Below are 24,973 nucleotides of genomic sequence, written 5' to 3' on the forward strand. Positions count from 1 at the left end.
CGCGGTGGCGATGGCTGAAATTATTGCTCCGTCCGGAGTCGACCATGCCCCAGATCACCAATCCCATTCTGCCCGGCTTCAATCCGGACCCGTCCATTCTCCGGGTCGGCGATGACTATTACATCGCCACCTCGACCTTCGAGTGGTTCCCGGGCGTGCAGATCCATCACAGCAGGGACCTGGCGAACTGGGAGCTGGTGACCCGCCCGCTGACGCGAAAAACCCAGCTCGATATGCGCGGCGATCCGGACAGCTGCGGCGTCTGGGCGCCCTGCCTCAGCCATGACGGCGAAAAATTCTGGCTGGTCTATACCGACGTCAAGCGCAAGGACGGCTCGTTCAAGGACGCGCATAACTACATCGTCTGGGCCGACAGGATCGAAGGGCCGTGGAGCGACCCGGTCTATACCAATTCGTCCGGCTTCGATCCCAGCCTGTTCCACGACGATGACGGCAAAAAATGGTTCGTCAACATGACCTGGGACCATCGCCGCCGTCCGCTGCTGTTTGCCGGCATTGCGCTGCAGGAATTCGATCCTGTCGCCGGCAAGCTGGTGGGACCGATCAAGAATATCTACCAGGGCACCGATCTCGAACTGGTCGAAGGCCCGCATCTCTACAAGCGCAACGGCTGGTATTACCTGCTGACCGCCGAAGGCGGCACGGCCTATAGCCATGCCTGCACCTTCGCCCGCTCGCGCACGATCGACGGGCCCTACGAAACCCATCCCGACCAGTACATCCTGACATCCAAGGATGCGCCGTTCGCGGCGATCCAGCGCGCTGGACACGGCGATCTCGTCGAAACCCCTGAGGGCAAGACCTATCTCGTCCATCTCGGCGGTCGGCCGACGACGCAGGAGCGGCGCTGCGTGCTGGGTCGTGAAACCTCGATCCAGGAAGCCCATTGGCGTGACGACGACTGGCTCTACGTCAAGAACGGACCGGTGCCATCGCTGCATGTCGACGTGCCCGGGACGCGCGACGAGGCCAAATACTGGGCCGAGCAGCGCTACAGCTTCGACGACGGCCTGCCCATCGATTTCCAGTGGCTGCGCACGCCGGAACCCGAGCGGATCTTTGCCCTGCAGGACAACAAACTGCGCTTGTTTGGCCGCGAATCGATCGGCTCGTGGTTCGAACAGTCATTGGTGGCGCGCCGCCAGACCCACTTCTCCTACGACGCCGAGACCACACTCGATTTCAAGGCGACTGACGAGCGGACCATGGCGGGCCTTACGGCCTATTACAGCCGCTACAACTTCTTCTATCTGGCGGTGACGGCTCATTCGGACGGGCAGCGCGAGCTGCTGATCATGAGCTCGGAGATGAGCTGGCCCGACGGCAAGATGACTTTCCCGGCCGCTCCCGTGCAGATCCCCAATGATGGCAAGGTCAGGCTGGCACTGACGATCCGGGGGCCCAAGCTGCGGTTTTTCTATGCGCTCGAAGGCCAGGACCTGCAGCCCATCGGGCCGGTGCTGGACGCTTCGCTGCTCTCGGATGAATGCGGTGGGCACCAGGCCCATGGCAGCTTCACCGGCGCCTTTGTCGGCGTCGCCGCGCATGACCTCAATGGCACGGCCAGCCCGGCGGATTTCGACTATTTCATCTATCGGCCAGTGCGGCACGAAAGCGATCGCTACGAAATCTGATGGCTTCACAATTTGCCGATGCGGGGGCGACAATCCGCCGCATCGGGTCTACACTTCTCCGTGCAGACTAGCGTTCGCCTTTGCGCCGCCTGTAACAATTGCGGCCTGTCCGGCGAATGTCTCTGCAGCGACAGCGGAGAACAGCCATGGCAAACTTCCACGTCATTTCAGGTACCGGCGAAAAGCTGGACTTGCCGATCCTTCGGTCTATTACGCTTGCCGATCTCTTTGATGCCTTGCGCCTGGGGGTCGAAGACTTCTGGGAAAAGCCCAGCCACTACGTGATGCTGACCATTATCTATCCCATTGTCGGCATCGTGCTGGCGGTGTGGATGTCGGGCTATCACACCTGGCCGCTGCTCTATCCGCTGGTCGGCGGCTTTGCCCTGGTCGGTCCTTTCGCCGCCATCGGGCTCTATGAGATTTCGCGGCGGCGCGAGGCCGGCGAGGACACGTCCTGGCGTCACGCATTCGGCGTTTTGCGCTCGCCCGCCATCGGGTCGATCGCCGCCGTGGGCGTCATGCTGCTGGTGGTGTTCACGCTGTGGCTGACCTCGGCGCAGGCGCTGTATGAAGGGCTGTTCGGTTCGTCGACGCCGCAGACGCTGACCGGGCTGCTGGGCCAGATATTCACCGAACCGGGCGGTATGACGCTGCTGATTGCCGGCACCATGCTGGGCGGGATTTTCGCGCTCTTCACTTTGTGCACCACGGTCATTGCCTTCCCGCTGCTGCTCGACCGCGACGTTGGCGCCTTCGTGGCGGTGGAAACCTCGTTCCGCGCGGTGATGAAGAACCCGGTGCCGATGCTGGCCTGGGGCATCATTGTGGGGAGCGGCCTGTTTGTCGGCGCCCTGCCGCTGTTTGTCGGGCTGGCGGTGATCATCCCGATCTTCGGGCACTCCACCTGGCATTTGTATCGCAAGCTGGTGGAACCGGCTTCGGCGATCCGGGGAATGTGAGGGCCGCTTTCCTTCTCCCTCCCCCTTGTGGGGAGGGTGGCCCCGAAGGGGTCGGGTGGGGGTTTCGCGAACGCGGTGCGCGCGACTCACCCCCACCCTTGATCCCTCCCCACAAGGGGAGGGAGACGACTGCACAAGCTGGGCAAAGTCGTCTCTGGCGATTGGATTTCCACCCCGAAACCCATAAGCTCCCGGCTTTCCCGCCGAGACCAGTACCTGATGGACCAAACGCCGATCCAACCTCAGCTGACGCCGATGATGGCGCAGTATTTCGAGATCAAGGCGGTCAATCCGGGCTATCTGCTGTTCTATCGCATGGGCGATTTCTACGAGCTGTTCTTCGAGGACGCCGAGATCGCCAGCGCCGCCTTGGGCATCGTATTGACCAAGCGCGGCAAACATCTGGGCGAAGACATCCAGATGTGCGGCGTACCGATCCATGCTGCCAACGACTATCTCAACAAGCTGATCCGGCTGGGCCATCGCGTGGCCCTGTGCGAGCAGGTGGAAGACCCTGCCGAGGCCAAGAAACGCGGCGCCAAATCCGTGGTCAAGCGCGATGTGGTGCGGCTGATCACGGCCGGCACGCTGACCGAGGACGATCATCTTGATGCACGGGCCAGCAATTTTCTCGCGGCTTTGTCGATGGTCCGCCATGGCGAGACCGATTTTGCGCTGGCCTGGGCCGATGTCTCGACCGGCGAGACGTTTACGGCTGACCTGAGTGCCGAGCAGCTGCAGGACGAGTTGGCGCGGATCGATCCAGCGGAGCTGCTGCTGGCCGGGGCGACGCAGGCGGCACTGGTGGAGCGGCATTTGTTTGCGCCGGCCTGGGTCGGGATCACCCACGCGGCGCCAGCGGAGAGTTTTGACAGCGAAGCGGCAACGCCAGCGCTACGGGCGGCCTTTCCGAGCGGGGATTTCGATCCGACGGCTCTCTCTCGCGCAGCGCGTGCGGCGCTTGGCGCCATCGTCGCCTATGTCAGCGAATCGCAGAAGGGCGTCGGTGTCGCCCTACGCGCCCCGGTGGCCGAGACGGCCACAAGGCATATGGCGATCGACCAGGCCACGCGGTCGAGCCTCGAACTGCACCAGACCCAGCGCGGCCAGGTCAGGGGGTCACTGCGGCAGGTCATCGACCTGACGGTGACGGCGCCCGGCTCGCGGCTGCTCTCGGCGCGGCTGGCGTCGCCGCTGGCCGATGCGGCTGGTATCAACGAGCGGCTCGATGCGGTGGGTGTGCTGGCCAATGACACCATGCTCAACGGGCGGCTGCGCGCCGACCTCAAGTCCGTGCCCGATCTGGCGCGAGCGCTGACCCGGTTGGCGCTGGATCGCGGCGGTCCGCGCGATCTGGCCGCCATCGGCAAGGCGGTGGCGGCCGCCGTCGCCCTGTCTCGACACTTCGCACAGCTCGAGGATGCGCCTTCTGTGCTCGCCCGTCTGGCATCAACGCTGGCCGCGGCACCCCTGCCGCTGGCCTCCGAGCTGGCTTTGGCGCTGGACGACGAACTGCCGCTGCTCAGCCGCGATGGCGGCTTCGTGCGCAAGGGCTATGACGCAACGCTCGACAATGAGCGGGCTTTGGCCAGCGAGACGCGGGCCGTGGTGGCGGCCCTGCAGGCGCGGCTGATCGACGAAACCGACGTGCGGTCCCTCAAGATCCGCCACAATGGCGTCCTTGGCTACTTCGTCGAAGTGCCGGCAGGGCATGGCACCAAGCTGCTCGAAGAGCCGCATCGGCAGACTTTCATCCATCGCCAGACGCTGGCCAATGCCATGCGCTTTACCACGACCGAACTGGCCGAACTCGAGGGCCGCATCGCCCGGGCGCATGAGGCGGCGCTGGAGATCGAGCTCAAGGTGTTCGCCAGCCTGCGCTATGACGCGCTGAGCCGCACAGCCGAGCTGCGCGAGCTCGCTGATGCGCTGGCGGAACTGGATGTGACGACGGCTTTGGCCCATCTCGCCGCGACGCGCAGCTATACAAGGCCCGAGATCGACACTTCGCTGGCCTTCGCAATTCATGGCGGTCGCCATCCCGTCGTCGAGGACATGGTCATGGCTGAAGGCCAGAGCTTCGTCGCCAACGACGCCAACCTCAGTGGCGACGACTCCATCGGCGGTGGCCGGCTCTGGCTGGTCACCGGGCCTAACATGGGCGGTAAATCGACCTTCCTGCGCCAGAACGCGCTGATATCGATTCTGGCGCAGATGGGCAGCTTCGTGCCAGCGACCTCAGCCCATATCGGGGTCATAGACCGCCTCTTCTCGCGCGTCGGGGCCAGCGACGATATCGCCCATGGTCGTTCCACCTTCATGGTGGAAATGGTCGAGACGGCGGCCATCCTCAATCGCGCCACGCGGCGCTCGCTGGTTGTCCTGGACGAGATCGGCCGCGGCACGGCGACCTTTGATGGCCTCTCCATCGCCTGGGCGGCCGTGGAAGCCCTGCACGAAACCACCGGTTGCCGGGCGCTGTTCGCCACTCACTTCCACGAGCTGACCAGTCTGGCCAAGACGCTGACCCGCGTTTCCAACGTCACCATGAAGGTGCGCGAATGGGAGGGCGAGGTGGTGTTCCTGCATGAGGTAGGGTCCGGCGCAGCCGACCGCTCTTACGGGATACAAGTTGCGCGGCTGGCCGGGCTGCCCGAACCTGTGCTGGCGCGGGCGCGCCAGGTGCTGACCGTATTGGAGCAACGCTCGGCCGGTACCGCCTCTTCCAGCCAGAAGGCCAGCGTGCTAGACGATCTGCCACTTTTCGCGCATCGGCCGCCTCCGCAGCCGGTGCGGCAGGATGCAGTACACATAGCGCTCGACGCGGTTCGCCCGGACGAGATGACCCCCAAGCAGGCGATCGAGGCGCTCTACGAGTTGAAGAAAATCCGCGATGACGCTCGCCGAAGCTGAGGCAAAGCCGCGAAAACCGCTATTCGCCCTGAAATCCGCCGAGACCATCTTCGGCGAACTCGATGCGGCAATCGGCGAAGAGGCCCCCAAATCCACGGCGGCGCGGGCCATCGTCCTGGCCCATGTGCGCAAGACCCTGGCCGAAGCGCGCAAGAGCGCCGAAGCCGAATTGGTCGCCTCGGGCAAGGGTACGCGCTGCGCGCAGAACCTGAGCAACGCCCAGGACGAGATCATCACGGCAGTGCATATGTTTGCCACCCGTCGGGTCTATCCGGTCGATAATCCGTCCGGCGCCGAAGCTATCGCACTCTCAGCCGTTGGGGGCTATGGCCGCGGCACGCTAGCGCCGGGCTCCGATATCGATCTGCTGTTCATCCTGCCCTACAAGCAGACGCCCTGGGGCGAACAGGTCACCGAATATATCCTCTATATGCTGTGGGATCTCGGCCAGAAGGTCGGCCATGCCGTGCGTTCGGTCGACGAATGCCTTCGTATGGCGCGGGCCGACATGACGGTGCGCACCGCGACGCTCGAAGCGCGGTTCCTGACCGGTGACAAGGGGCTGTTCGATAGCCTGGTGCATCGCTTCGAAACCGAGATCATGCCCCGGACCGGCCCCGAATTCATCGCCGCCAAGATGGCCGAGCGCGATGAACGGCACAAGCTGATGGGCAATACCCGTTACGTGGTCGAACCCAACATCAAGGACGGCAAGGGCGGGCTGCGCGACCTCAATACGCTGTTCTGGATCGGCAAGTATTTCTACCAGGTCAAGACCTCGCATGAGCTGGTCGGCAAGGGCGTGCTGTCAGCGTCGGAATATCGCCTTTTCTCGCGCGCCGAGGATTTTTTGTGGGCGGTGCGCTGCCACCTGCATTTCGTCACGCATCGTGCCGAGGAAAAGCTGACCTTCGACGTGCAGCCCGAACTGGCCGAGCGCATGGGCTATGCCCAGCGCGTCGGCATGCTGGGCGTCGAGCGCTTCATGAAGCGCTATTTCCTCGTCGCCAAGGATGTCGGCGACCTGACCCGCATCATCTGCGCTTCGCTCGAATTCAACCACGCCAAGGACATGGACATTGTCGGCCGCGTGCTGGCGCCGTTCCGCTCGGGCAAGTCCAAGATCAAGGGCGAGACCGATTTCGTCCTCGATACCGGTCGGCTCAATATCGCCAGCCCCGATGTGTTCGAGAAGGACCCGGTCAATCTCATCAAGATTTTCCTCGTCGCCGGGCGCGAACAACTGCTGTTCCACCCCGATGCCATCAAGGTCATCAGCCGTTCGCTTCGGCTGATTGACAACAAGCTGCGCAACGATTCCAAGGCCAACGAGCATTTTCTGACCATCCTGACGGCGCCGGTATCGGTCGAACGCATCCTGCGGCAGATGAACGAGAGCGGCGTGCTCGGCAGGTTCGTGCCCGATTTCGGCAAGATCGTCGCCCTGATGCAGTTCAACATGTACCACCACTATACGGTGGACGAGCACCTGATCCGCGCTGTCGGCGTCATGGCCGACATCGCCAATGGTGGACTGCGTGATCAGCTGCCGCTGACCCATGAATTGCTGCCGCAGCTCAACGATACCCGCCTGCTCTATGTCGCGCTGTTCCTGCACGACATCGCCAAGGGCCGGCCGGAGGATCACTCCATTGCCGGGGCGCGTATCGCCAAGAAGCTGTGCCCGCGCTTCGGGCTCAGCGCCGCCGAGACCGATACTGTTTCCTGGCTGATCGAATATCACCTGCTGATGAGCGAGATCGCCCAGGCCCGCGACATCCAGGACCCTGAAACCGCCAAGGCCTTTGCCGATGTGGTGCAATCGCCGCAACGGCTGGCGCTGCTGATGATCCTCACCGCCTGCGATATTCGCGCGGTGGGTCCGGGCGTGTGGACGGGCTGGAAAGGCTCGCTGCTGCGTGCCCTCTATTATGCCACTGAGCCGCTGCTCTCGGGCGGGCATAGCCAGGTCACGCAGTCCGACCGCATCTTCACCGCGCGGCGCGAGCTGACCCAAGCGCTCGAAGCTTGGCCGGTCACCGATGTCGAGGCCTATACGGCCCGCCACTACGACCATTACTGGCTGCGCGCCGAACCGGAACTGCAGGTGGAACATGCCCGCATGATCCGCCAGGCCGACATGGCGGACGAGGCCTTTGCCGGCTCGATCCGCGTCAAGGCCTTCGAGGGCATCACCGAAGTCAGCTTCTACACGCCCGACCATCCGCGGCTGCTGTCACTGATCGCCGGCGCCTGCACCATGCAGGATGCCTCCATCATCGGGGCACAGATATTCTCGACCCGCGACGGCCGCGCCATCGACACGTTCCGACTGCGCCGCAGCTTCACCTCGGACGAGGACGAGAAGGTCCGGGCCACCCGAATCATCGATACGGTCAAGCAGTTGCTGCAGGGCAAGCGCACCATCCTGATCGATGTCGGCAAGGAAAGCCGCCACAACAAGCGGCTCAAACCGTTCGCGCTGCCGGCGCAGGTTTCGGTGTCGAACGCTCTGTCGGAGAAGTTCACCGTCATCGAGGTCAGCGGCCTGGATCGCACCGGCCTTCTGCATGCGCTGACGCATCAGATTTCCGACCTGAACCTCACCATCGGCTCGGCCCATATCGGCACCTACGGCGAAAAGGCCGTGGACGTGTTCTACGTGACCGATCTGACTGGGCAGAAGATCATGGCCAAGCCGCGCCAGCGGAAGATTCATGACGCACTCATGGGCGTGTTCCAGCCGGTGCAGAAGGTGGCCAATGGGTAGCGCGCCCTGCCACGCCCTCGTGGTTCGAGGGTCGCAAGGGCTCCCACCTCACCATGAGGGCTACTGCAATACCGAGCCTAGAGTAGCCCTCATGGTGAGGTGCGAGTTCTTCACGAGCCTCGAACCACGAGGGCGTGGCACTTGAGCCTCTACCGCAATTTCCTCTCCGTCGGCGGCCTGACCCTGTTGTCCCGCATTGCCGGTTTTGCCCGCGATGCACTGATGGCCGCGGTGCTGGGTACAGGCCCGGCGGCGGACGCGTTCTTTGCCGCCTTCCGCTTTCCCAACCTGTTCCGGCGCCTCTTCGCCGAGGGCGCTTTCAACACCGCCTTCGTGCCGATGTTCTCTGGCGCACTCGAACAGGACGGGCCGGACGCGGCGCTCGATCTGGCTGCCCGCATCATGAGTTGGCTCGTCGCCATGCTGGTCGTGGTGACCATCCTCGCCGAAATCTTCATGCCGCAGCTGATGGTCGCCTTCGTGCCGGGCTTTGTCGATGACCAGGCAAAGTTCGATCTCACGGTGCTGCTGACGCGCATCATGTTCCCGTACCTGGCCTGCATGTCGCTGATGGCAGCCTATGGGGCGATCCTCAATTCGCTGGGCCGGTTCTTTGCGGCGGCCTTCGCGCCGGTCATCCTCAACCTCGTCAATATCGCGGCGATGATCCCGCTGGTGACCTTCTGGGTGCAGGACCCGGCCGGAGCCGCCATCTGGGTCGGCGTCGCCACCATGGTTGGCGGCCTGGCGCAGCTCTGGCTGGTCTGGTCGGCGATCAAGCGGGCCGATTTCGTGCCGGAATTCCGCCTGCCCCGGCTCGACGCCGAAGTGCGCCGCTTCTGGGTGCTGGCCATTCCGGCCATCCTCACCGGCGGCATCACCCAGATCAATATCTTCGTCGGCACCATCATCGCTTCGGGCGCCGACAATGCGATCTCGATCCTCAATTATGCCGACCGGCTCTATCAGCTGCCGCTGGGCATTATCGGCATCGCCATCGGCACCGTGCTGCTGCCTGAGCTCAGTCGCCATCTCAAGGGCAAACGCGAAACCGAGGCGCGGGCGACGCAGGACCAGTCGCTGCTGATCGCCATGCTGCTGTCTATGCCGGCCGCGACGGCGCTGATCGCCATGGCCGAGCCGATCGTGCGCGTGCTGTTCGAGCGCGGCGCCTTCGACGCGCTGGCGACCCAGCAGACGGCGCAGGCGCTGATCGCCTTTTCCACGGGCTTGCCCGCCTATGTGCTGATCCGCGTGCTCCAGCCGGGCTATTTCGCGCGCGAGGATACCGTGACGCCGACCATTTTCGCCGGCGTGTCCGTCGTCGCCAATATCGGCCTGTCGCTGCTGCTGTTCCCAAGCCTCGTGCACGTCGGCATCGCCATCGCCACCTCGGTGTCGAGCTGGCTCAATGCCGGGCTCTTGGCGCTATTCCTGGCGCGGCGCGGGCACTTTGCGCTGACCGGCCGCGAATGGATCAAGCATGGGCTGATCATCGTCATCAGCGGGGTGATGGGCGGCGCGCTCTATGTGCTGGCCCAGCGCGGCGCCGGCCACATGATGACCACGGCGCCGGTCTGGGAACAGGTCGGCGTGCTCGGCCTGCTGACGCTGTTCGGCATGGTGGTCTATTTCACGCTGGTGCATGTGAGCGGCGCCCAGCCGCTGGGCCAGCTGCTGCGGCGGTTGCGGCGCACCAAGTAGCTGCCTATCCCTGTGTCATTCCGGCGAATGCCGGAATCCATGTCCGTGGCTTGCCGCCACATCTGGCGCCGGGATGGTCCACCGCATGGATCCCGGCCTACGCCGGGATGACATGGTGGGTGAACAGCGATAAGTGTTCCCCAACACCGACTACGAGTTCCTCCATGACCTTCACCCCCCGCGTCTTTTCCGGCATCAAGCCTTCGGGCGATCTGCATCTGGGCAATTATCTCGGCGCTATCCGCCGCTTTGTGCCGCTGCAGGAAACGCATGAGACCATTTATTGCGTGGTCGACATGCATGCCATCACCGTGTGGCAGGAGCCGGAAGACCTCAAGCGCTGGACCTATGAGATCGCCGCCGCCTATATCGCGGCCGGGCTCGACCCCAAGCGCTCTGTTATCTTCAACCAGTCCCAGGTGATGGAACATGCCGAGCTGAGCTGGATCTTCAACTGCGTCGCCCGCATGGGCTGGATGGCGCGGATGACCCAGTTCAAGGACAAGGCCGGCGAGAATTCGGAGAATGTCTCGCTGGGGCTTTTTGCCTATCCTAGCCTGATGGCGGCCGACATCCTGCTCTACAAATCGACCGCAGTGCCTGTCGGCGAGGACCAGCGTCAGCATCTCGAACTGACGCGCGACATTGCCAAGAAGTTCAACCACGACTTCAAAAAGCAGATCAAGGCGCACGGCCACAAGGGCGACTTCTTCCCCATCACCGAGACGCTGGCCACCGGCCCGGCCATGCGGGTGAAGTCGCTCAAGGACGGCTCCAAGAAGATGAGCAAGTCGGATGCGTCGGATATGTCGACCATCTACATGATGGACGACGCCGATACGATCGCCAAAAAGATCAAGCGCGCCACCACCGATGCCGATGCGTTGCCGAGCGAAGCGGCGGGTCTTGAAGGCCGGCTTGAGGCCGAGAACCTGGTCGGCATCTATGCCGCTTTGTCAAATCGTTCTGTCGATGACGTTCTGGCCGAGTTCGGCGGTAAGGGCTGGGGCGCGTTCAAGCCAGCTCTGGGCGATCTGGCGGTTGCCGTGTTGTCGCCGATCGCCGAGGAGATGAAGCGCCTTGTGGCCGATCGCGGCGAGATGGACACCATCCTGCGCGATGGCGCCGCGCGGGCTCGGGCGATTGCGCAGCCCATTATGGAAGACGTCCGCAATATCGTCGGTTTCATCCGCTAGGAGCATCGCGCCAATGTATGACAGCGAATACAAGCGCAAATTCCTCGTCGTCATCGACGAGACCCCAGAATGCGAGCGGGCGCTGACCTTTGCCGCCTATCGGGTCAAGCGCACCGGCGGCACGGTGGTGCTGATGAGCGTGGTGGCAAAGCCCGAATTTATCGGCCTGGGCGTCGAGGATGTGCTGCGTGCCGAGGCGGTGGAAGAGGCCGAGCGCAATCTCGATACGCGCCTGGCCCGCATCCGCGATATTGGCGACGTGAAGGTGGAATCGGTCATTCGCGAGGGCGAGGCTGCCGAAGAAATCGAGCGCGTCATCGACCAGGACCGCGACATCGCCATTCTGGTCCTGGCGGCCTCGACCTCGGGCGAGGGTCCGGGACCGCTGGTGGTGCATTTCGCCAACCGCGCCAACGCCCTGCCCATCCCGCTGACCGTGGTGCCGGGGCGGATGAGCGACGAAGAGATCATTGCGATCTGCTGACTGAGAGGTCTCAGTCGTCTCCCTCCCCCTTGTGGGGAGGGATCAAGGGTGGGGGTAGGCTCCACCCACCGAACTCGCGGAGAGTACCCCCACCCGACCCCTTCGGGGCCACCCTCCCCACAAGGGGGAGGGAGTCGCGAACTGAGGGACGGACGCATACCTCACCACACGCCTTTGCCCTTGCATCCTGAGCGCAAAAGTCTATTTTAGAAGCGTTCTAATCGTATCCGTCAGGACTACCCGATGTTCATCCAGACCGAAGCCACGCCCAATCCCTCGACCCTCAAATTCCTGCCGGGGCGCGATGTGCTGGTCGGCGAGCCGCGCGATTTCCGCAGCCCGGAAGCCTCGGTCAATTCGCCGCTGGCCCAGGGCCTGTTCGGCATTTCGGGCGTCAACGGCGTGTTCCTCGGCTCCGACTTCATCTCAGTGACCAAGGACGACACCAACTGGGCCCATATCAAGCCGGCCATCCTCGGCGTGATCATGGATCACTTCCTGTCGGGCAAGCCCGTCATCGTCGAGGGCGGCGTCGACGTCGCCAATTTCGATGAGGTCGACGAGTTCTTCGAGGAAGAAGACAGCGAGACCGTCGAAGTCATCAAGGAACTGCTGGCCACCCGCGTGCGTCCGGCCGTGGCCATGGATGGCGGCGACATCACCTTCAAGGGCTTCAAGGAAGGTACGGTGTTCCTTCACATGCAGGGTGCATGTTCGGGTTGCCCCTCCTCTACCGCCACGCTCAAGAGCGGCATCGAGAACCTGCTCCGCCATTTCGTGCCGGGTGTTGAGTCCGTACAGCAGGTCTGAGCCAACAAGTTTAGCAGCAAGCCAGGGGCCCTGATGAGCGATCATCGGGGCCTCTTGTTTTGTGCGTCACTCATAGCGGGCGCGATGGCAAGCCACCCGCCGCACGTCACCCTCGGGCTTGCCCCGAGGGCTCTACACTTGCGGAGCGCTCGGTTAAGTACAGTGCCCTCGGGTCAAGCCCGAGGGTGACGACTGAGGGGGCAGTGCCCCCGGCAAAGACAAAGGCCCGGTGATCGCTCACCGGGCCTTTTTGTTTTTCTGCCCATCCGGGCCAGTGTCGCGACAGCAGCGAACTTCACTTCGGTGACTACGGATTCCGAAGCAAGGCTCCCCGCTGCCGCGGCATTGGCCCGGCGGCTTTATGCGTTGATCACCACGACCTTGGCGCCTACAGGCACGCGGGCATAGAGATCGATAATGTCCTGGTTCATCAGGCGGATGCAGCCGGACGACACGTTGGTGCCGATCGTGTAGGGCTCGGTCGTGCCATGCAGCCGGAACAGCGTGTCAGCGCCGTTCTTGTAGAGATAGAGCGCGCGCGGGCCGAGCGGATTGGTCGGGCCGCCCGGCAGGCCGCCGGCATAGGGGCCGTAGCGGTCGGGCTCGCGGGCGATCATCGACTTGGTCGGCGTCCAGCGCGGCCATTCAGCCTTGCGTCCAACAGTGGCGGTACCACGGAATACCAGGGCCTCGGTCTTGCCGACGCCGACGCCATAGCGCAGGGCGCGGCCGCCTTCGAGAACCAGATAGAGGAAGCGGTTGGGCGTATCGACAACCAGCGTACCGGGACGTTCGCTGGTCGGATACGGCACTTCCTGGCGCCAGTATTGCGGATCGACGCGGCGCAGATCCATCGCGGCCACCGGGAACGGCTCGCCGATCACATCGCCATACATGCGCTGATAATAAGGGTCGATCATCGGCTCCTGCACTACGGGCGTGCGGGTCGACGAACAAGCGGCGAGGGCGACGGCGGGCAGGCCGATCATGAAAAGGCGGCGAGAGAGCAAGGTAATTCCCTGAAACGCGGGTGACGCAAATAATGTGTGTGGTCAGTGGGTAAGCTCTGGGTGAGAGCTTCGCTAGTGCAGGAAAGCCTCACTCCCCCAACGGGCCGTTAAGGAGCGGGTTCCTCGCACAGATGTGATGAATATCACCTGTTGCATGAACGGCACATGAAGGCGGGCCAGCTGCTACCGGAGCAAAGACCCAGGGCCAACCTATCGACAAACCTCCGGTCTGCCCGCAACGATCGCCGGACCAACCATCACAGGCTCCAATGGAACAGACCACCGAAGTCCCGATCTACGTCCAGCTCATTTCCGGCACCATTCTGGGCGTGGCGCTCGCCAATCTGCTTGGCGGCGCTGCCAAGTTCATCCAGCAACCCAGCACGCACAAGTTCAATATCCTGCATGGCCTGTGGATCGTCTTCATCCTGGGCGCCATCCTGGTCTTCTGGTGGCAGGAGGGGCTGACCTTCGCCAATGTGCAATGGACGTTCCCGCTCTACCTGTTCCAGACCGTCTATTGTGCCACCTTCCTGTTCATGACGGCCATGCTGCTGCCCGAGAGCATCGACGGCTACGACACGCATTACGATTATCTGATTGGCCGCCGCGCCTGGTTCTACGGCGCGCTGATCCTGAGCTATGTGCTCGGCATCGGCAACGAGCTGGTCAAGGAGGGCTGGGACGACATCTTCGTCGACCCAACCTATATCGTGATGAACCTGATCATCGTCGCCATCCTGGCCTGCGGCATCGTCTTAAAACGCCGTTGGGTGCATATCGCCGTCGCCAGTATTCTGGTGCTGCTGGTGGTTGGGGCGATGCTGGTGGAATAACGTTGCCAGCAGAGCTTGCGGAGAGAACTCCCACCCTTGATCCAGCCATTCGAGCGCAGTTCTCATGGCCTTGGTCGCTCAAATCGCTCCACAGGAGCGATTTGTCCCTGTGGGACCGCTCGCAAGCCCCACAAGGGGGAGGGAGACAACTGAACCGTAAGCGCACAACCTGCGCCTCCCTCCCCTTGATGGGGAGGGAATGAGGGTGGGGTGACGGGAGCACGATAGTCATGACCCAATGACAAAAAGGCCCGGATCGCTCCGGGCCTTACTAATTCGTCAGCAGCTCCGATTACTCGGCGGCGGCTTCGGCGTCCTTGGCGACTTCCTTGCCGGTTGCCTGGTCGACAACCTTCATGGACAGGCGGACTTTGCCGCGCTCGTCGAAGCCCAGCAGCTTGACCCAGACCTTGTCGCCTTCCTTGACCACGTCGGTGGTCTTGGCGACGCGGGCTTCGGCCAGCTGGGAGATGTGCACGAGGCCATCCTTGGCGCCGAAGAAGTTCACGAACGCGCCGAAATCGGCGGTCTTGACGACGGTGCCCTGATAGATGGCGCCCACTTCGGCTTCGTCGGTAATCGAGCGGATCCACTTGATCGCGGCTTCGATCTGCGCGCCATCAGAGGAGGCGATCTTGATCGTGCCATCGTCCTCGATGTTGATCTTGGCGCCGGTCTTTTCGACGATCTCGCGGATCACCTTGCCGCCGGTGCCGATCACTTCACGGATCTTGTCGGTCGGGATCTTCATGGTCTCGATGCGCGGAGCGAACTCGCCCACTTCCGAACGGGACGCGGTGATGGCCTTGGCCATTTCGCCCAGGATGTGGATACGGCCGCCCTTTGCCTGCTCGAGAGCCTGCTTCATGATCTGCTCGGTGATCCCAGCGATCTTGATGTCCATCTGCAGCGAGGTGATGCCCACATCGGTGCCGGCCACCTTGAAGTCCATGTCGCCGAGGTGATCTTCGTCGCCGAGAATGTCGCTGAGAACAGCAAACTTCTCGCCTTCGAGGATCAGGCCCATGGCGATACCGGCCACCGGACGCGCCAGCGGCACGCCGGCATCCATCAGTGCGAGCGAGGTGCCGCACACGGTTGCCATCGAGGAGGAGCCGTTCGATTCGGTGATCTCGGACACGATACGGATCGTGTAGGGGAACTCTTCGACCGACGGACGGATCGGGTTGATGGCGCGCCAGGCGAGCTTGCCATGGCCGATTTCGCGACGGCCCGGGGACCCCATGCGGCCAGCTTCACCCACCGAGTAGGGAGGGAAGTTGTAATGCAGCAGGAAGTTCTGCTTCTGGGTGCCTTCGAGCGAGTCGATATACTGCTCGTCTTCGCCGGTGCCGAGCGTGGCAACGACCAGCGCCTGGGTCTCGCCGCGGGTGAACAGCGCCGAACCATGGGTACGGGGCAGCACGCCGACTTCCGAGACGATCGGACGGACGGTCGACAGGTCACGGCCATCGATACGCAGGCCGGTGTCGAGCACGTTCCAGCGCACGATCTTGGCCTGGAGGTTGTGGATGACTTCGCTCAGCGCTTCGCCCGAGACTTCACCAGCCTCGACCTTGGCGGCAAAGGCGGCCTTGACGGCCTTCTTGGCGGCGTCGACAGCGGCGTAGCGGTCAGCCTTGTCGGTGATCTTGTAGGCGGCGCGCAGATCGGCTTCGGCAACCTTGAGCACGTCCGCTTCGAGCGCCGAGTAATCGGGCGCCTGGAAGTCGCGGGGCTCCTTGGCAGCCAGCTCGGCCAGCTTGATGATCGCCTGGATCACCTTGCGGCTTTCGGCGTGGCCGAACATCACGGCGCCGAGCATGATCTCTTCGCTCAGTTCCTTGGCTTCGGACTCAACCATCAGCACGGCGTCTTCGGTGCCGGCCATGACGAGATCGAGCTTGGACTCGCTGCGACGATCAACCGGAAGGTTCAGCACATACTGGCCATCGACATAGCCGACGCGCGCTGCGCCGATCGGGCCCATGAAGGGCACGCCGGAGATGGTCAGGGCAGCCGAGGTCGCGACCATGGCCAGGATGTCAGGATTGTTTTCCATGTCGTGCTGGAGAACCGTGACGACCACCTGGGTCTCGTTGCGGTACCCATCGGGGAACAGCGGGCGGATCGGACGGTCGATCAGGCGAGACGTCAGGGTCTCGTTCTCGGTCGGACGGCCTTCGCGCTTGAAATAGCCACCCGGGATCTTGCCGGCGGCGAAGTATTTTTCCTGGTAGTTGACGGTCAGCGGGAAGAAGTCGATGCCGGCCTTGGCGGTCTTGGCGCTGACAACAGTGGCCAGCAGCACGGTCTCGCCCAGGGTGGCGAGCACGGCGCCATCGGCCTGGCGGGCCATCTTGCCGGTCTCGAGCGTCAGGGGCTGACCGCCCCAGTTGAGCTCGACCTTGTGGTAGTCAAAATTGATCGTGGACATGTAATCGTCTTTCCATTCTGCCGGTGAGCGGTAACGCAGGGGCGTAGGTCATCCCGCGAACTCATCCGGTGCGCCCGCACCCGCCACCACACCCCATGTGTGACGCGGGCTCAAAATCAGGCGCGGTTACCGTCTTTGGCGAAGACGAAACATGGGCAAGACAACAAGCAGCTCCCCGAACTGGGATGCCTCACGTGACCAAAACCAAGAGTTTGATTTTGCGAGCGTGAGGCGGAGGGAGCGGCCAATAATCCTGCCATGCTCCGGCATTCGCCGGTCTACGCTTAGAGACCTTTTCGGCCTCTGATCACCCGCCGAAGCGGATGAAGGCGAATGCGGAGATCACCCCGCATCCGCAAGTCAAACGGCGCGCTTAGCGGCGCAGGCCGAGCTTTTCGATCAAGGTCTTGTAACGGTTCTCGTCGACCTTCTTGACGTAGTCGAGAAGGCTGCGGCGGGTCGAAACCAGCTTGAGCAGGCCGCGGCGGGAATGGTTGTCCTTGCCGTGATCCTTAAAATGCTCGGTGAGGTTGGCAATGCGCTCGGACAGGATAGCCACCTGGACTTCCGGCGAACCGGTATCGTTCGGCTTGATGGCATATTCGGTGATGAGAGCGGTCTTGCGCTCGGCAGTGATCGACATCGGATGATCCCTTCAGAAGGAGGATTGGGTCGCCCCGGCCGGGATGTCGTCCAGGAGGGGCCATGAAAGCCGAAGGCCCAAGGGCCGACGGCTGGCGTCCCTATAGTGCAAAGGGGCCCATAATGCCAGAATTTATTCGTCCGCCGCCGCGGCAGCCGCAGTGGCCGGCACATGGTCCGGATCGAGCGCGGCCAGCGGGATGGCAAAGCGCCACTCGATGCCGTCGCTGTGGCACACGCGCTCGACCTCGGCACCCAGCGAATGGCCCACCATGGTCTTGAGCACCGTGGTGCCGAAGCCCACCCGGTCATTGGTCTCGAGCAGCTGGCGCACGGTTTCGCGCCAGGTGAGGTCGAGCCTGGCATCGACGATTTTCCATTGCACGAGCAGGGTGCCGTCATCGCCGGAAAAGGCGCCATATTTGGCGGCATTGGTCGCCAGCTCATGCGCCGCCATGCCCAGGATTTGTGCCGCCTGCACATTGAGACGGATCACCGGCCCGGTCAGCCTGACGCGCTTGCTGTCGGGCGGCGCAAAGGCTGCGATCTGGCTTTCCAGCAATTCGCCCAGCGCGACGCCGGCCCGACCGTGGGTCAGCAGCAGGTCGGTGGAGCGGGCCAGGCCCATAATGCGGCGCTCGAAACTGGCGACATAGCTGGGCACGTCGCTGGCGCCACGCGCCGTCTGCCGGGCCATGGCAGCAATGACGGTCATCTGGTTCTTGGAGCGATGCGCCACTTCGCGCATCAGGAAGCGCACGTCGTTGTCGGCGGCCTGCCGCTGCGCCGAAGCGTCGGCCAAGGCGCGGGACACTTCGGCTATCTCGGCCACGGGATAGGTCTTAGCCGCCAGGGCCTCGCCGCGCCCCAAGCGCCTGGCGTCGCGTCGCAGCCCACGCACTGACTGGCTGATGCGCTGGGCGATCAGAAAGGCGATGAGTGCCGCAGCAATGGCAATGATCGCGCCCCAGGCCGCCAACCAGAGCAGGGAATCGTCGAGCGGCCGGGCAATAGCCTCGCCCGAGGCCCAGGCGATGACGCGCCAGCCCGACAGGGCCGAGCGCCATTCGGCGGTCACCACTTCCTGGCCGTCGAAGCGCTCGCGCTGCCATTGGTCGGGCGCCGAATCCAGAGTCTGGCGCATCGGCAGCACGTCACCCGTAGCAAAGCCGGCATCCGGTGTTGCCGCGATCACCAGATTGCCGCCATCGACCAAGGCCGCGTGCCAGCCGCTAGGCAATTGCCGCGATTGTAAGGTACCGGCCAGGTTCTGCGCATTCTGGGTCAGCCCCAGCAACACCGCCCGGGCGTTGTCGGGCACTGGCAGCAGCACATTGAACACCCAGCGCTGGGCGGTTTGGCCGAAGAACAATCCGGATACGGTGGGGAGGCCCCGCTCCAACGCCTCGCTTGCAGTGGCGGGGTCGGAGGTGCGGCCCAGCGGCTCGCCATAGGCGACGCGGGTATTGAGCAACTGGCCGAAATCGGCATCGAGGGCCAGTAGGTAAGCCCCGCTCCCGGCCAGCGCGGTGACGGCGCGATTATGAAAGTGTTCAAAATTGTTGGCGACCAGCGATTCGCTGGTCGACAGCACACGCAAGGTGGTGATCATGCCAGCGATCTCGCGATCGACCGATTGGCCCATGGCTTGCACCGTGGCATTGGTCAGGCCGCGCACCACCTCTTCCTGCGCATGGTTGTTGCGGTTGAGCAGCACCAGCGACACGATGAGCGCTGGAATGAGGATCGCGAGGACCAGCGCAAAAAGATAGAGCGCAACCGGCTGCGACCGCGTCCATAGACGCCGCCGCTCCTGCCGGTCCTGGACCTCCGCCGCGCTGTCCTGGTCTGACGCCGCCATGCCGCACTTTCTGCGGCCGATTCTACCTCGCACGATGCCGCCGCCGGACCATAGCGGCCCTGGCGGTCGGCGCGAAGCGTTAGAAATCCCTAGCTGTTTAAATGATGAGCCAGGATTGCATTAATGCCACGACACTCAGTATTTGGCGCTGGAATCGCTGGCCGGAAAGCTTTCATCCACGGCCTCGTCCTGCTTATCCCAGTCCTTGGGCTTGTCGGCTTGCGCATCCTTGCCCGCAGGCCGAACCTGCACCGGTGAATCCTTGGGGCCTGGCTTCTTGCCATTCTTCATCGCGGCGGCGTCATCGGCCGTGCTCGTTGGTTTCTGGGTCATTGTCGTCTCCCGTTGTTGGAGAGACAACACTTCGGCGCACCAACCGGTTGCAGCCACTTTGAGCCTTGCCACGCCATCCGGGCGCAGCCCTACTGGCCTTCTCGGTTTGAAAGGCTTCACTGGAGCCTTTCAGCGGCTATGCCGCTTACCTCGAAGTCTGGTAAAGAGCCGGCATGACCGAGACGCGCGCCAATACCAAGAAGCTGTTCATCAAGACCTATGGTTGCCAGATGAACGTCTATGACAGCGACCGCATGATGGATGCGCTGGCGCCACACGGCTATGAGACGACGCTGGATATGACCCAGGCCGACCTCGTGCTGCTCAATACCTGCCACATCCGCGAAAAGGCTTCCGAGAAGGTGTTTTCCGAACTCGGCCGGCTCAAGGAATTGCAGACCGAGCGTCGTGCTTTGGGCGGCGACATGATGATCGGCGTGGCCGGTTGCGTGGCGCAGGCCGAGGGCGAAGAGATCGCCCGGCGGGCCCCTGTCGTCGACATGGTGTTCGGCCCGCAGGCCTATCACAAGCTGCCCAGCATGCTGGCCGAGGCCGAGGCCCAGCGGCACATGCATCCGAGCCTCAAACGCGCGGTCATCGACACCGATTTCCCCGAGGAAGACAAGTTCGAGCACCTGCCCGCCGCCCGCAAGGAAGTCACCATCAAGCGCGGCCTGACGGCGTTCCTTACTGTGCAGGAAGGCTGCGACAAGTTCTGCTCGTTCTGCGTAGTGCCATACACCCGCGGTGCCGAAGTCTCGCGACCGGTGGCACAGGTGATCGCCGAGGCACGCGGTCTGGTCGAAGCCGGTGTGAAGGAAATCACGCTGCTCGGGCAGAACGTCAACGCCTATCACGGGCTTGACGGTGCGGGTCGCTCAGTGGGGCTGGGCGAACTGGCCTATCTGCTGGCCGAAATCCCCGGCCTCGAACGCCTGCGCTATACCACCAGCCATCCGCGCGACATGGACGACGCGCTGATGGCGGCGCATCGCGACCTCGATATCCTGATGCCCTATCTGCACCTGCCGGTGCAGTCGGGTTCGGACAACATTTTGAAGGCGATGAACCGGCGCCACACGGCGGCCGAGTACCTTGACGTGATTGAGCGCATCAAGACGGCGCGGCCGGACATGGCGCTATCGGGCGATTTCATCGTCGGCTTTCCGGGTGAGACCGACCAGGATTTCGAGGACACGCTCAAGATCATCGCTGATGTCGGCTATGCCTCGGCCTATTCGTTCAAATACTCGACTCGACCGGGCACGCCGGGTGCAAACCTGGGCGACCAGATCGCCGAAGAGGTCAAGAACGAGCGCCTGTGGCGGCTGCAGGACTTGGTCAATGCCCAGACTACGGCATTTCACGCCAGCTGTGTCGGCAAGACGCTGCCCGTCTTGATCGAACGGCCCGGCCGCATGCCGGGTCAGGTGGGTGGGCGCTCGCCCTATCTGCAGGCGGTGCATCTGGAGGGAAGCACCGAGCTGATCGGGGCGATCCATCAGGTGGAGATCGTGGGAACGAGCACGAACTCGCTGGTGGGACGGCTGAAGGTGGCTGTGGCGGCTTAGTCGGGCATCGTAATTTTTGCGAAGAACGACACGGGGAATTGCTATTCGCCGCCGCAGTGATAGAGAGGAATTCCGGCTTCCATCCATGAGGTGATCATTATGCCGGACTTCTCCACGATCATCCTATTTGCCGCCGCTTCGCTGGTCCTTACCGCGACACCTGGTCCGGATATGCTACTGATTGCGTCGCGCAGCGTCAGCCAGGGCCGATCCGCCGGGTTCCTGACCTATGCCGGAATAGCGCTTGGCACCTACTGTCATGCTCTCGCCGCAGCGCTCGGCCTATCGCAAGTCTTCCTGACCGTTCCAATCGCCTACGAGATCGTGCGGTGGGCGGGTTGCGCCTACCTTCTCTACCTCGCCTACAAAACCGTTCGCGCAGAGGGGGCCGCCTTTTCACCGTCATCCACATTGAAGCGGCTGTCCAGAAGACGGATTTTTGCGGAGGGTCTTGCGACAAATCTCCTCAATCCGAAGATGGCGCTTTTCGTCCTGGCGCTCTTTCCGCAATTCGTCGCGCCCGAGGGCGGCTCGATGATTGTTCAGATGCTCGTTCTCGCCACTGTCCTGAACGGAATCGGTTTCGTTGTGAACGGTAGCGTCATTCTTCTTGGAAGCCATATTCGCGGCAGACTTCGCGGAGTCAGCCGTTTTCCGAAGCTGCCGCAATATCTTCTTGCAGCCGTGTTTACGGGGCTGGCATGCCGTTTGGCTCTGGGAACAAGGAGCTAGTCTGGGCACCAACGTCAGGGGAGAAGGTGGCGGTCGCAACCCACCCCCTTGTGCCCGCCCCAGCCATTCGAGCGCGGCTCTCATGGCCTCCTCGCCTAAAAACGCTCCACTGGAGCGTTCTTGCCGCCTTGCGGCCGGCGAGGAGCGTCACAATATTGCTACAGACAAGGCACCCAAATCATCCTAGCCTCGTTATTGTATTCGCGGCGCAAGCCCGCAGCCGCGCGCAGCGTGGAGCCACACCAGTTTGAGCAGGCACTTGTCACCGACCGCAGACAACGCACTCGCATCGCAACTCGAACTCGCTTTTGAAGACAATCGCCTCGCGGCCCAGCTGTATGGCGATTTCGACCAGAACCTGGCGCTGATCGAACAGCGGCTCAAGGTCTCGGCAACTCCCCGCGGCAATCACGTCCTGCTCAAAGGCGCGGCCTCTTCGGTCGACCAGGCCCGGCGTGTGCTCGAATCGCTCTATGGATCGCTGGAAGAAGGCCGCTCGGTCGATATCTCCGATGTCGACGGCGTCATCCGCATGATCCAGACCGAGGACAGCCAGCTCACGCTGCCGACGCTGGAGCGCAAGGGCAAGGTGCGCATGGCACAGATCGCCACGCGCAAATCCACCATCGTCGCCCGCACCCCGGCGCAGGACGCCTATATGCGCTCGATGGAGCGCAATGAGCTGGTCTTCGGTGTCGGCCCCGCCGGTACCGGCAAGACCTACTTGGCGGTCGCACACGCGGCGAGCCTGCTGGAACGCGGCGATATCAATCGCATCATCCTTTCCCGTCCGGCAGTCGAAGCCGGCGAGCGCCTGGGCTTCCTGCCCGGCGACATGAAGGAAAAGGTCGATCCCTATCTGCGTCCGCTCTATGACGCGCTCTACGACATGATGAAGCCCGAAAATGTCGAGCGGTGCATCACCTCGGGGATCATCGAAGTGGCGCCGCTCGCCTTCATGCGTGGCCGCACGCTGGCCAATGCCGTGGTCATTCTCGACGAGGCGCAGAACACCACATCGATGCAGATGAAGATGTTCCTTACCCGTCTGGGCGAGAATTCCAAAATGATCGTCACCGGCGATCCGACTCAGGTCGATCTGCCGCGCGGCGAGAAATCGGGGCTGGTCGAGGCGGTGAACCTGCTCGATGGCGTCGAAGGCGTGCATGTCAGCCGCTTCAACGACAAGGACGTGGTGCGCCACGCTCTTGTCGGCCGCATCGTCCGGGCTTACGAGGCGGATACTGCCAAGCGCCTTGCCGACAAGGAAAGCGAAGGGCTGGCCCGGACTTTGGCCGCTGCGCCGCCGCGGAGCTAGGACGCAAAGTCACGCCACGCCCTCGTGGTTCGAGGCTCGCGAAGGGCTCGCACCTCACCATGAGGGCTACTTTGAAATCGAACTCCCAGTAGCCTCAGGGTGAGGTGGGAGCGCAGCGACCCTCGATCCACGAGGCGTGGCAGCGAGCAGCGCATGGATCGAATGCCAACAGCACCCCTCGATATCGCCGTCATCATCAACGACGACGCCTGGCCCGAAAACCTCGACGCACGCGCCGAGGCGGCGGTGCTGGCTGCGCTCAAGCTGGCCAAGCCCAAGATCAAGGGCGCGGCCGAGTTGTCGATCCTGCTCACCAATGACGAGGAGCAGCATGAGCTCAACAAGCAGTGGCGCGGCAAGGACAGCTCGACCAATGTGCTGAGCTTCCCGCAGATCGAGCCGTTTGGTCCGGTGATCGGCATCCTGGGCGACATCACCCTGGCGCGCGAGACGCTGGAACGCGAGGCTGTTGAGCAGGGTGTGAGTTTTGAAGCCCATTTCACCCATCTGGTGGTGCATGGCTTCCTGCATATTCTGGGCTATGACCACCTTGATGATGAGGAAGCGAACCAGATGGAGAGCCTCGAAACATCGATATTGGCCACATTGGGGATAGACGACCCCTATGCCGATTAGCTCCTTGCCCCTATATTAGCCGCGCCGATTTCTCCTTAGAGGATTGAATGCCGCCCAGTTCCGGCGGCGCATAAGATGAACGACAGCGACAGTCTGGGCCCGACAGCGCCCACCAATCCCGAGCCTCCTTCTAGTCCCGCCTCCGTGCCAGCACGGGGGCCATCGATCTGGAACCGCATCAAGGCCCTGATGGCCATGCGGACCATGTCCTTGCGCGACGACCTGCAGGTCGCGCTCGAAGACCAGGGCAGCGCCGAGGCCGATTTCTCCGAAAGCGAACGCACGATCCTGGCCAACGTGCTCAAGCTCTCCAACGTGTCGGTTGCCGACGTGATGGTGGAGCGTTCCGATATCCAGGCCATCGAAGCCGATGTGAACCTTGGTACGCTGATCGCCAGGTTTCGTGAGGTCGGCCATTCGCGCCTGCCCGTCTATGATGACGGGCTCGACAACATTCTGGGCTTCATTCACGTCAAGGACGCGCTGAGCAAGATCACCGAGCCGGTGACCGACACCAGCAAGGACGTGCCGGTCAAGCTGGTCTCGACGGTGCTCAAGCACAAGATCATCCGGCTCGACCTGGTGCGCGACGCCATGTTCGTGCCCACCTTCATGCCGGTTGGCGATCTGCTGCAATCGATGCGTGCCTCCCGCGTGCATATGGCTATCGTGGTCGACGAATATGGCGGCACCGACGGGCTCGTCACCATCGAGGATCTGCTCGAGGCGGTGGTGGGCGAGATCGAGGACGAGCACGACGAAATGGCAGCGTCGCTGATCCGCAAGGTCGGCGTTGATACCTATATCGCCGATGCCCGCGCCGAGCTGAGCGATGTCCGCATCATGCTAGGCCCCGATTTCGACCCGGGCGACTATGCCGAGGATGTCGACACCATCGGTGGGCTGGTCTTCGATCTGGCGGGCCACGTACCCAAGCGGGGCGAGCGCGTTTCCAAGCTCGAGGGCTTCGAATTCGAAGTGCTCGCCGCCGACAGCCGCCGTATCAAGCGCCTGCGCATCCGTCGCAAGCGGGAAGAGCTGGGCGAGCCGCTGGCCATTACCGACCAGCGTAGCGAAGAACAGAAGGCTGCGGCCGAGTAGGA

General features: G+C 63.1%; 19 protein-coding genes. 14 read left to right on the plus strand and 5 right to left on the minus strand.

All coding sequences use genetic code 11. The annotated features are described in order from the left end of the window. The first annotated feature begins 44 nt into the window (after positions 1 to 44). The 8 genes from IM737_RS13265 to IM737_RS13300 all read left to right on the plus strand — a co-directional run bounded on the left by IM737_RS13265 (position 45) and on the right by IM737_RS13300 (position 12,494). Positions 45 to 1,655, plus strand: a complete 1,611-nt coding sequence (locus IM737_RS13265; protein ID WP_236894434.1) for a glycoside hydrolase family 43 protein — start codon at positions 45 to 47, stop codon at positions 1,653 to 1,655. A gap of 146 nt (positions 1,656 to 1,801) precedes the next feature. Further along, entirely contained in the window at positions 1,802 to 2,617 is an 816-nt protein-coding gene (locus IM737_RS13270) for a DUF2189 domain-containing protein (protein WP_236894435.1), read from the plus strand. 219 nt (positions 2,618 to 2,836) lie between these two features. Then, complete coding sequence (gene mutS / locus IM737_RS13275) at positions 2,837 to 5,530, plus strand: DNA mismatch repair protein MutS (RefSeq protein ID WP_236894436.1); 2,694 nt, start codon at positions 2,837 to 2,839, stop codon at positions 5,528 to 5,530. Continuing rightward, complete coding sequence (locus IM737_RS13280; protein WP_236894437.1) at positions 5,511 to 8,300, plus strand: [protein-PII] uridylyltransferase; 2,790 nt, start codon at positions 5,511 to 5,513, stop codon at positions 8,298 to 8,300. The genes mutS and IM737_RS13280 overlap by 20 nt, the downstream gene beginning before the upstream one ends. 141 nt (positions 8,301 to 8,441) lie before the next feature. Further along, positions 8,442 to 10,004, plus strand: a complete 1,563-nt coding sequence (gene murJ / locus IM737_RS13285) for a murein biosynthesis integral membrane protein MurJ (protein ID WP_236894438.1) — start codon at positions 8,442 to 8,444, stop codon at positions 10,002 to 10,004. Positions 10,005 to 10,168: 164 nt separating this feature from the next. Next, on the plus strand, positions 10,169 to 11,200 hold the full coding sequence (gene trpS, locus IM737_RS13290) for a tryptophan--tRNA ligase (protein ID WP_236894439.1): 1,032 nt from the start codon (positions 10,169 to 10,171) through the stop codon (positions 11,198 to 11,200). 13 nt (positions 11,201 to 11,213) lie between these two features. Then, complete coding sequence (locus IM737_RS13295; protein ID WP_236894440.1) at positions 11,214 to 11,684, plus strand: universal stress protein; 471 nt, start codon at positions 11,214 to 11,216, stop codon at positions 11,682 to 11,684. 243 nt (positions 11,685 to 11,927) lie between these two features. After that, positions 11,928 to 12,494, plus strand: a complete 567-nt coding sequence (locus IM737_RS13300) for a NifU family protein (RefSeq protein WP_236894441.1) — start codon at positions 11,928 to 11,930, stop codon at positions 12,492 to 12,494. Between the two features lie 359 nt (positions 12,495 to 12,853). On the opposite strand, the gene IM737_RS13305 is transcribed toward IM737_RS13300, so the two are convergent. After that, positions 12,854 to 13,483 carry a L,D-transpeptidase gene (locus IM737_RS13305; protein ID WP_236899922.1) on the minus strand — a complete coding sequence of 210 codons (630 nt, stop codon included), beginning with the start codon at positions 13,481 to 13,483 and terminating at the stop codon, positions 12,854 to 12,856. Between the two features lie 290 nt (positions 13,484 to 13,773). On the opposite strand from IM737_RS13305, the gene IM737_RS13310 reads away from it, so the two are divergent. Beyond that, entirely contained in the window at positions 13,774 to 14,340 is a 567-nt protein-coding gene (locus tag IM737_RS13310; protein ID WP_236894442.1) for a hypothetical protein, read from the plus strand. Between the two features lie 292 nt (positions 14,341 to 14,632). Here the strand turns inward: IM737_RS13310 and pnp are convergent, their stop codons facing one another. The 4 genes from pnp to IM737_RS13330 all read right to left on the minus strand — a co-directional run bounded on the left by pnp (position 14,633) and on the right by IM737_RS13330 (position 19,613). Further along, positions 14,633 to 16,777 carry a polyribonucleotide nucleotidyltransferase gene (gene pnp, locus IM737_RS13315; RefSeq protein ID WP_236894443.1) on the minus strand — a complete coding sequence of 715 codons (2,145 nt, stop codon included), beginning with the start codon at positions 16,775 to 16,777 and terminating at the stop codon, positions 14,633 to 14,635. A 373-nt stretch (positions 16,778 to 17,150) separates the two neighbouring features. Beyond that, a complete protein-coding gene (rpsO, locus tag IM737_RS13320; protein ID WP_236894444.1) occupies positions 17,151 to 17,420 on the minus strand; it encodes a 30S ribosomal protein S15 in 270 nt (89 codons plus the stop codon). Positions 17,421 to 17,552: 132 nt separating this feature from the next. Next, positions 17,553 to 19,280 (minus strand): sensor histidine kinase, encoded by a 1,728-nt coding sequence (locus IM737_RS13325; protein ID WP_236894445.1) that lies wholly within the window; start codon positions 19,278 to 19,280, stop codon positions 17,553 to 17,555. Between the two features lie 135 nt (positions 19,281 to 19,415). After that, a complete protein-coding gene (locus IM737_RS13330) occupies positions 19,416 to 19,613 on the minus strand; it encodes a hypothetical protein (protein WP_236894446.1) in 198 nt (65 codons plus the stop codon). Positions 19,614 to 19,786: 173 nt separating this feature from the next. Between IM737_RS13330 and miaB the strand changes: the two genes are divergently transcribed. The 5 genes from miaB to IM737_RS13355 all read left to right on the plus strand — a co-directional run bounded on the left by miaB (position 19,787) and on the right by IM737_RS13355 (position 24,971). Continuing rightward, positions 19,787 to 21,184: a tRNA (N6-isopentenyl adenosine(37)-C2)-methylthiotransferase MiaB gene (miaB, locus tag IM737_RS13335; protein WP_236894447.1), complete on the plus strand. Its 1,398-nt coding sequence runs from the start codon at positions 19,787 to 19,789 to the stop codon at positions 21,182 to 21,184. Between the two features lie 99 nt (positions 21,185 to 21,283). Next, the gene (locus tag IM737_RS13340; RefSeq protein WP_236894448.1) at positions 21,284 to 21,916 is read left to right on the plus strand and encodes a LysE family translocator; all 633 of its coding nucleotides are present in this window, start codon (positions 21,284 to 21,286) and stop codon (positions 21,914 to 21,916) included. A gap of 259 nt (positions 21,917 to 22,175) precedes the next feature. Continuing rightward, positions 22,176 to 23,234, plus strand: coding sequence for a PhoH family protein (locus IM737_RS13345; RefSeq protein ID WP_236894449.1), 1,059 nt, complete (start codon positions 22,176 to 22,178; stop codon positions 23,232 to 23,234). A 162-nt stretch (positions 23,235 to 23,396) separates the two neighbouring features. Beyond that, positions 23,397 to 23,870 (plus strand): rRNA maturation RNase YbeY, encoded by a 474-nt coding sequence (ybeY, locus tag IM737_RS13350; protein WP_236894450.1) that lies wholly within the window; start codon positions 23,397 to 23,399, stop codon positions 23,868 to 23,870. Between the two features lie 75 nt (positions 23,871 to 23,945). Further along, positions 23,946 to 24,971, plus strand: coding sequence for a hemolysin family protein (locus IM737_RS13355; RefSeq protein WP_236894451.1), 1,026 nt, complete (start codon positions 23,946 to 23,948; stop codon positions 24,969 to 24,971). Positions 24,972 to 24,973: the final 2 nt, after the last annotated feature.

The sequence above is a fragment of the Devosia sp. SL43 genome, assembly GCF_021729885.1.
Taxonomy (GTDB): Bacteria; Pseudomonadota; Alphaproteobacteria; order Rhizobiales; family Devosiaceae; genus Devosia.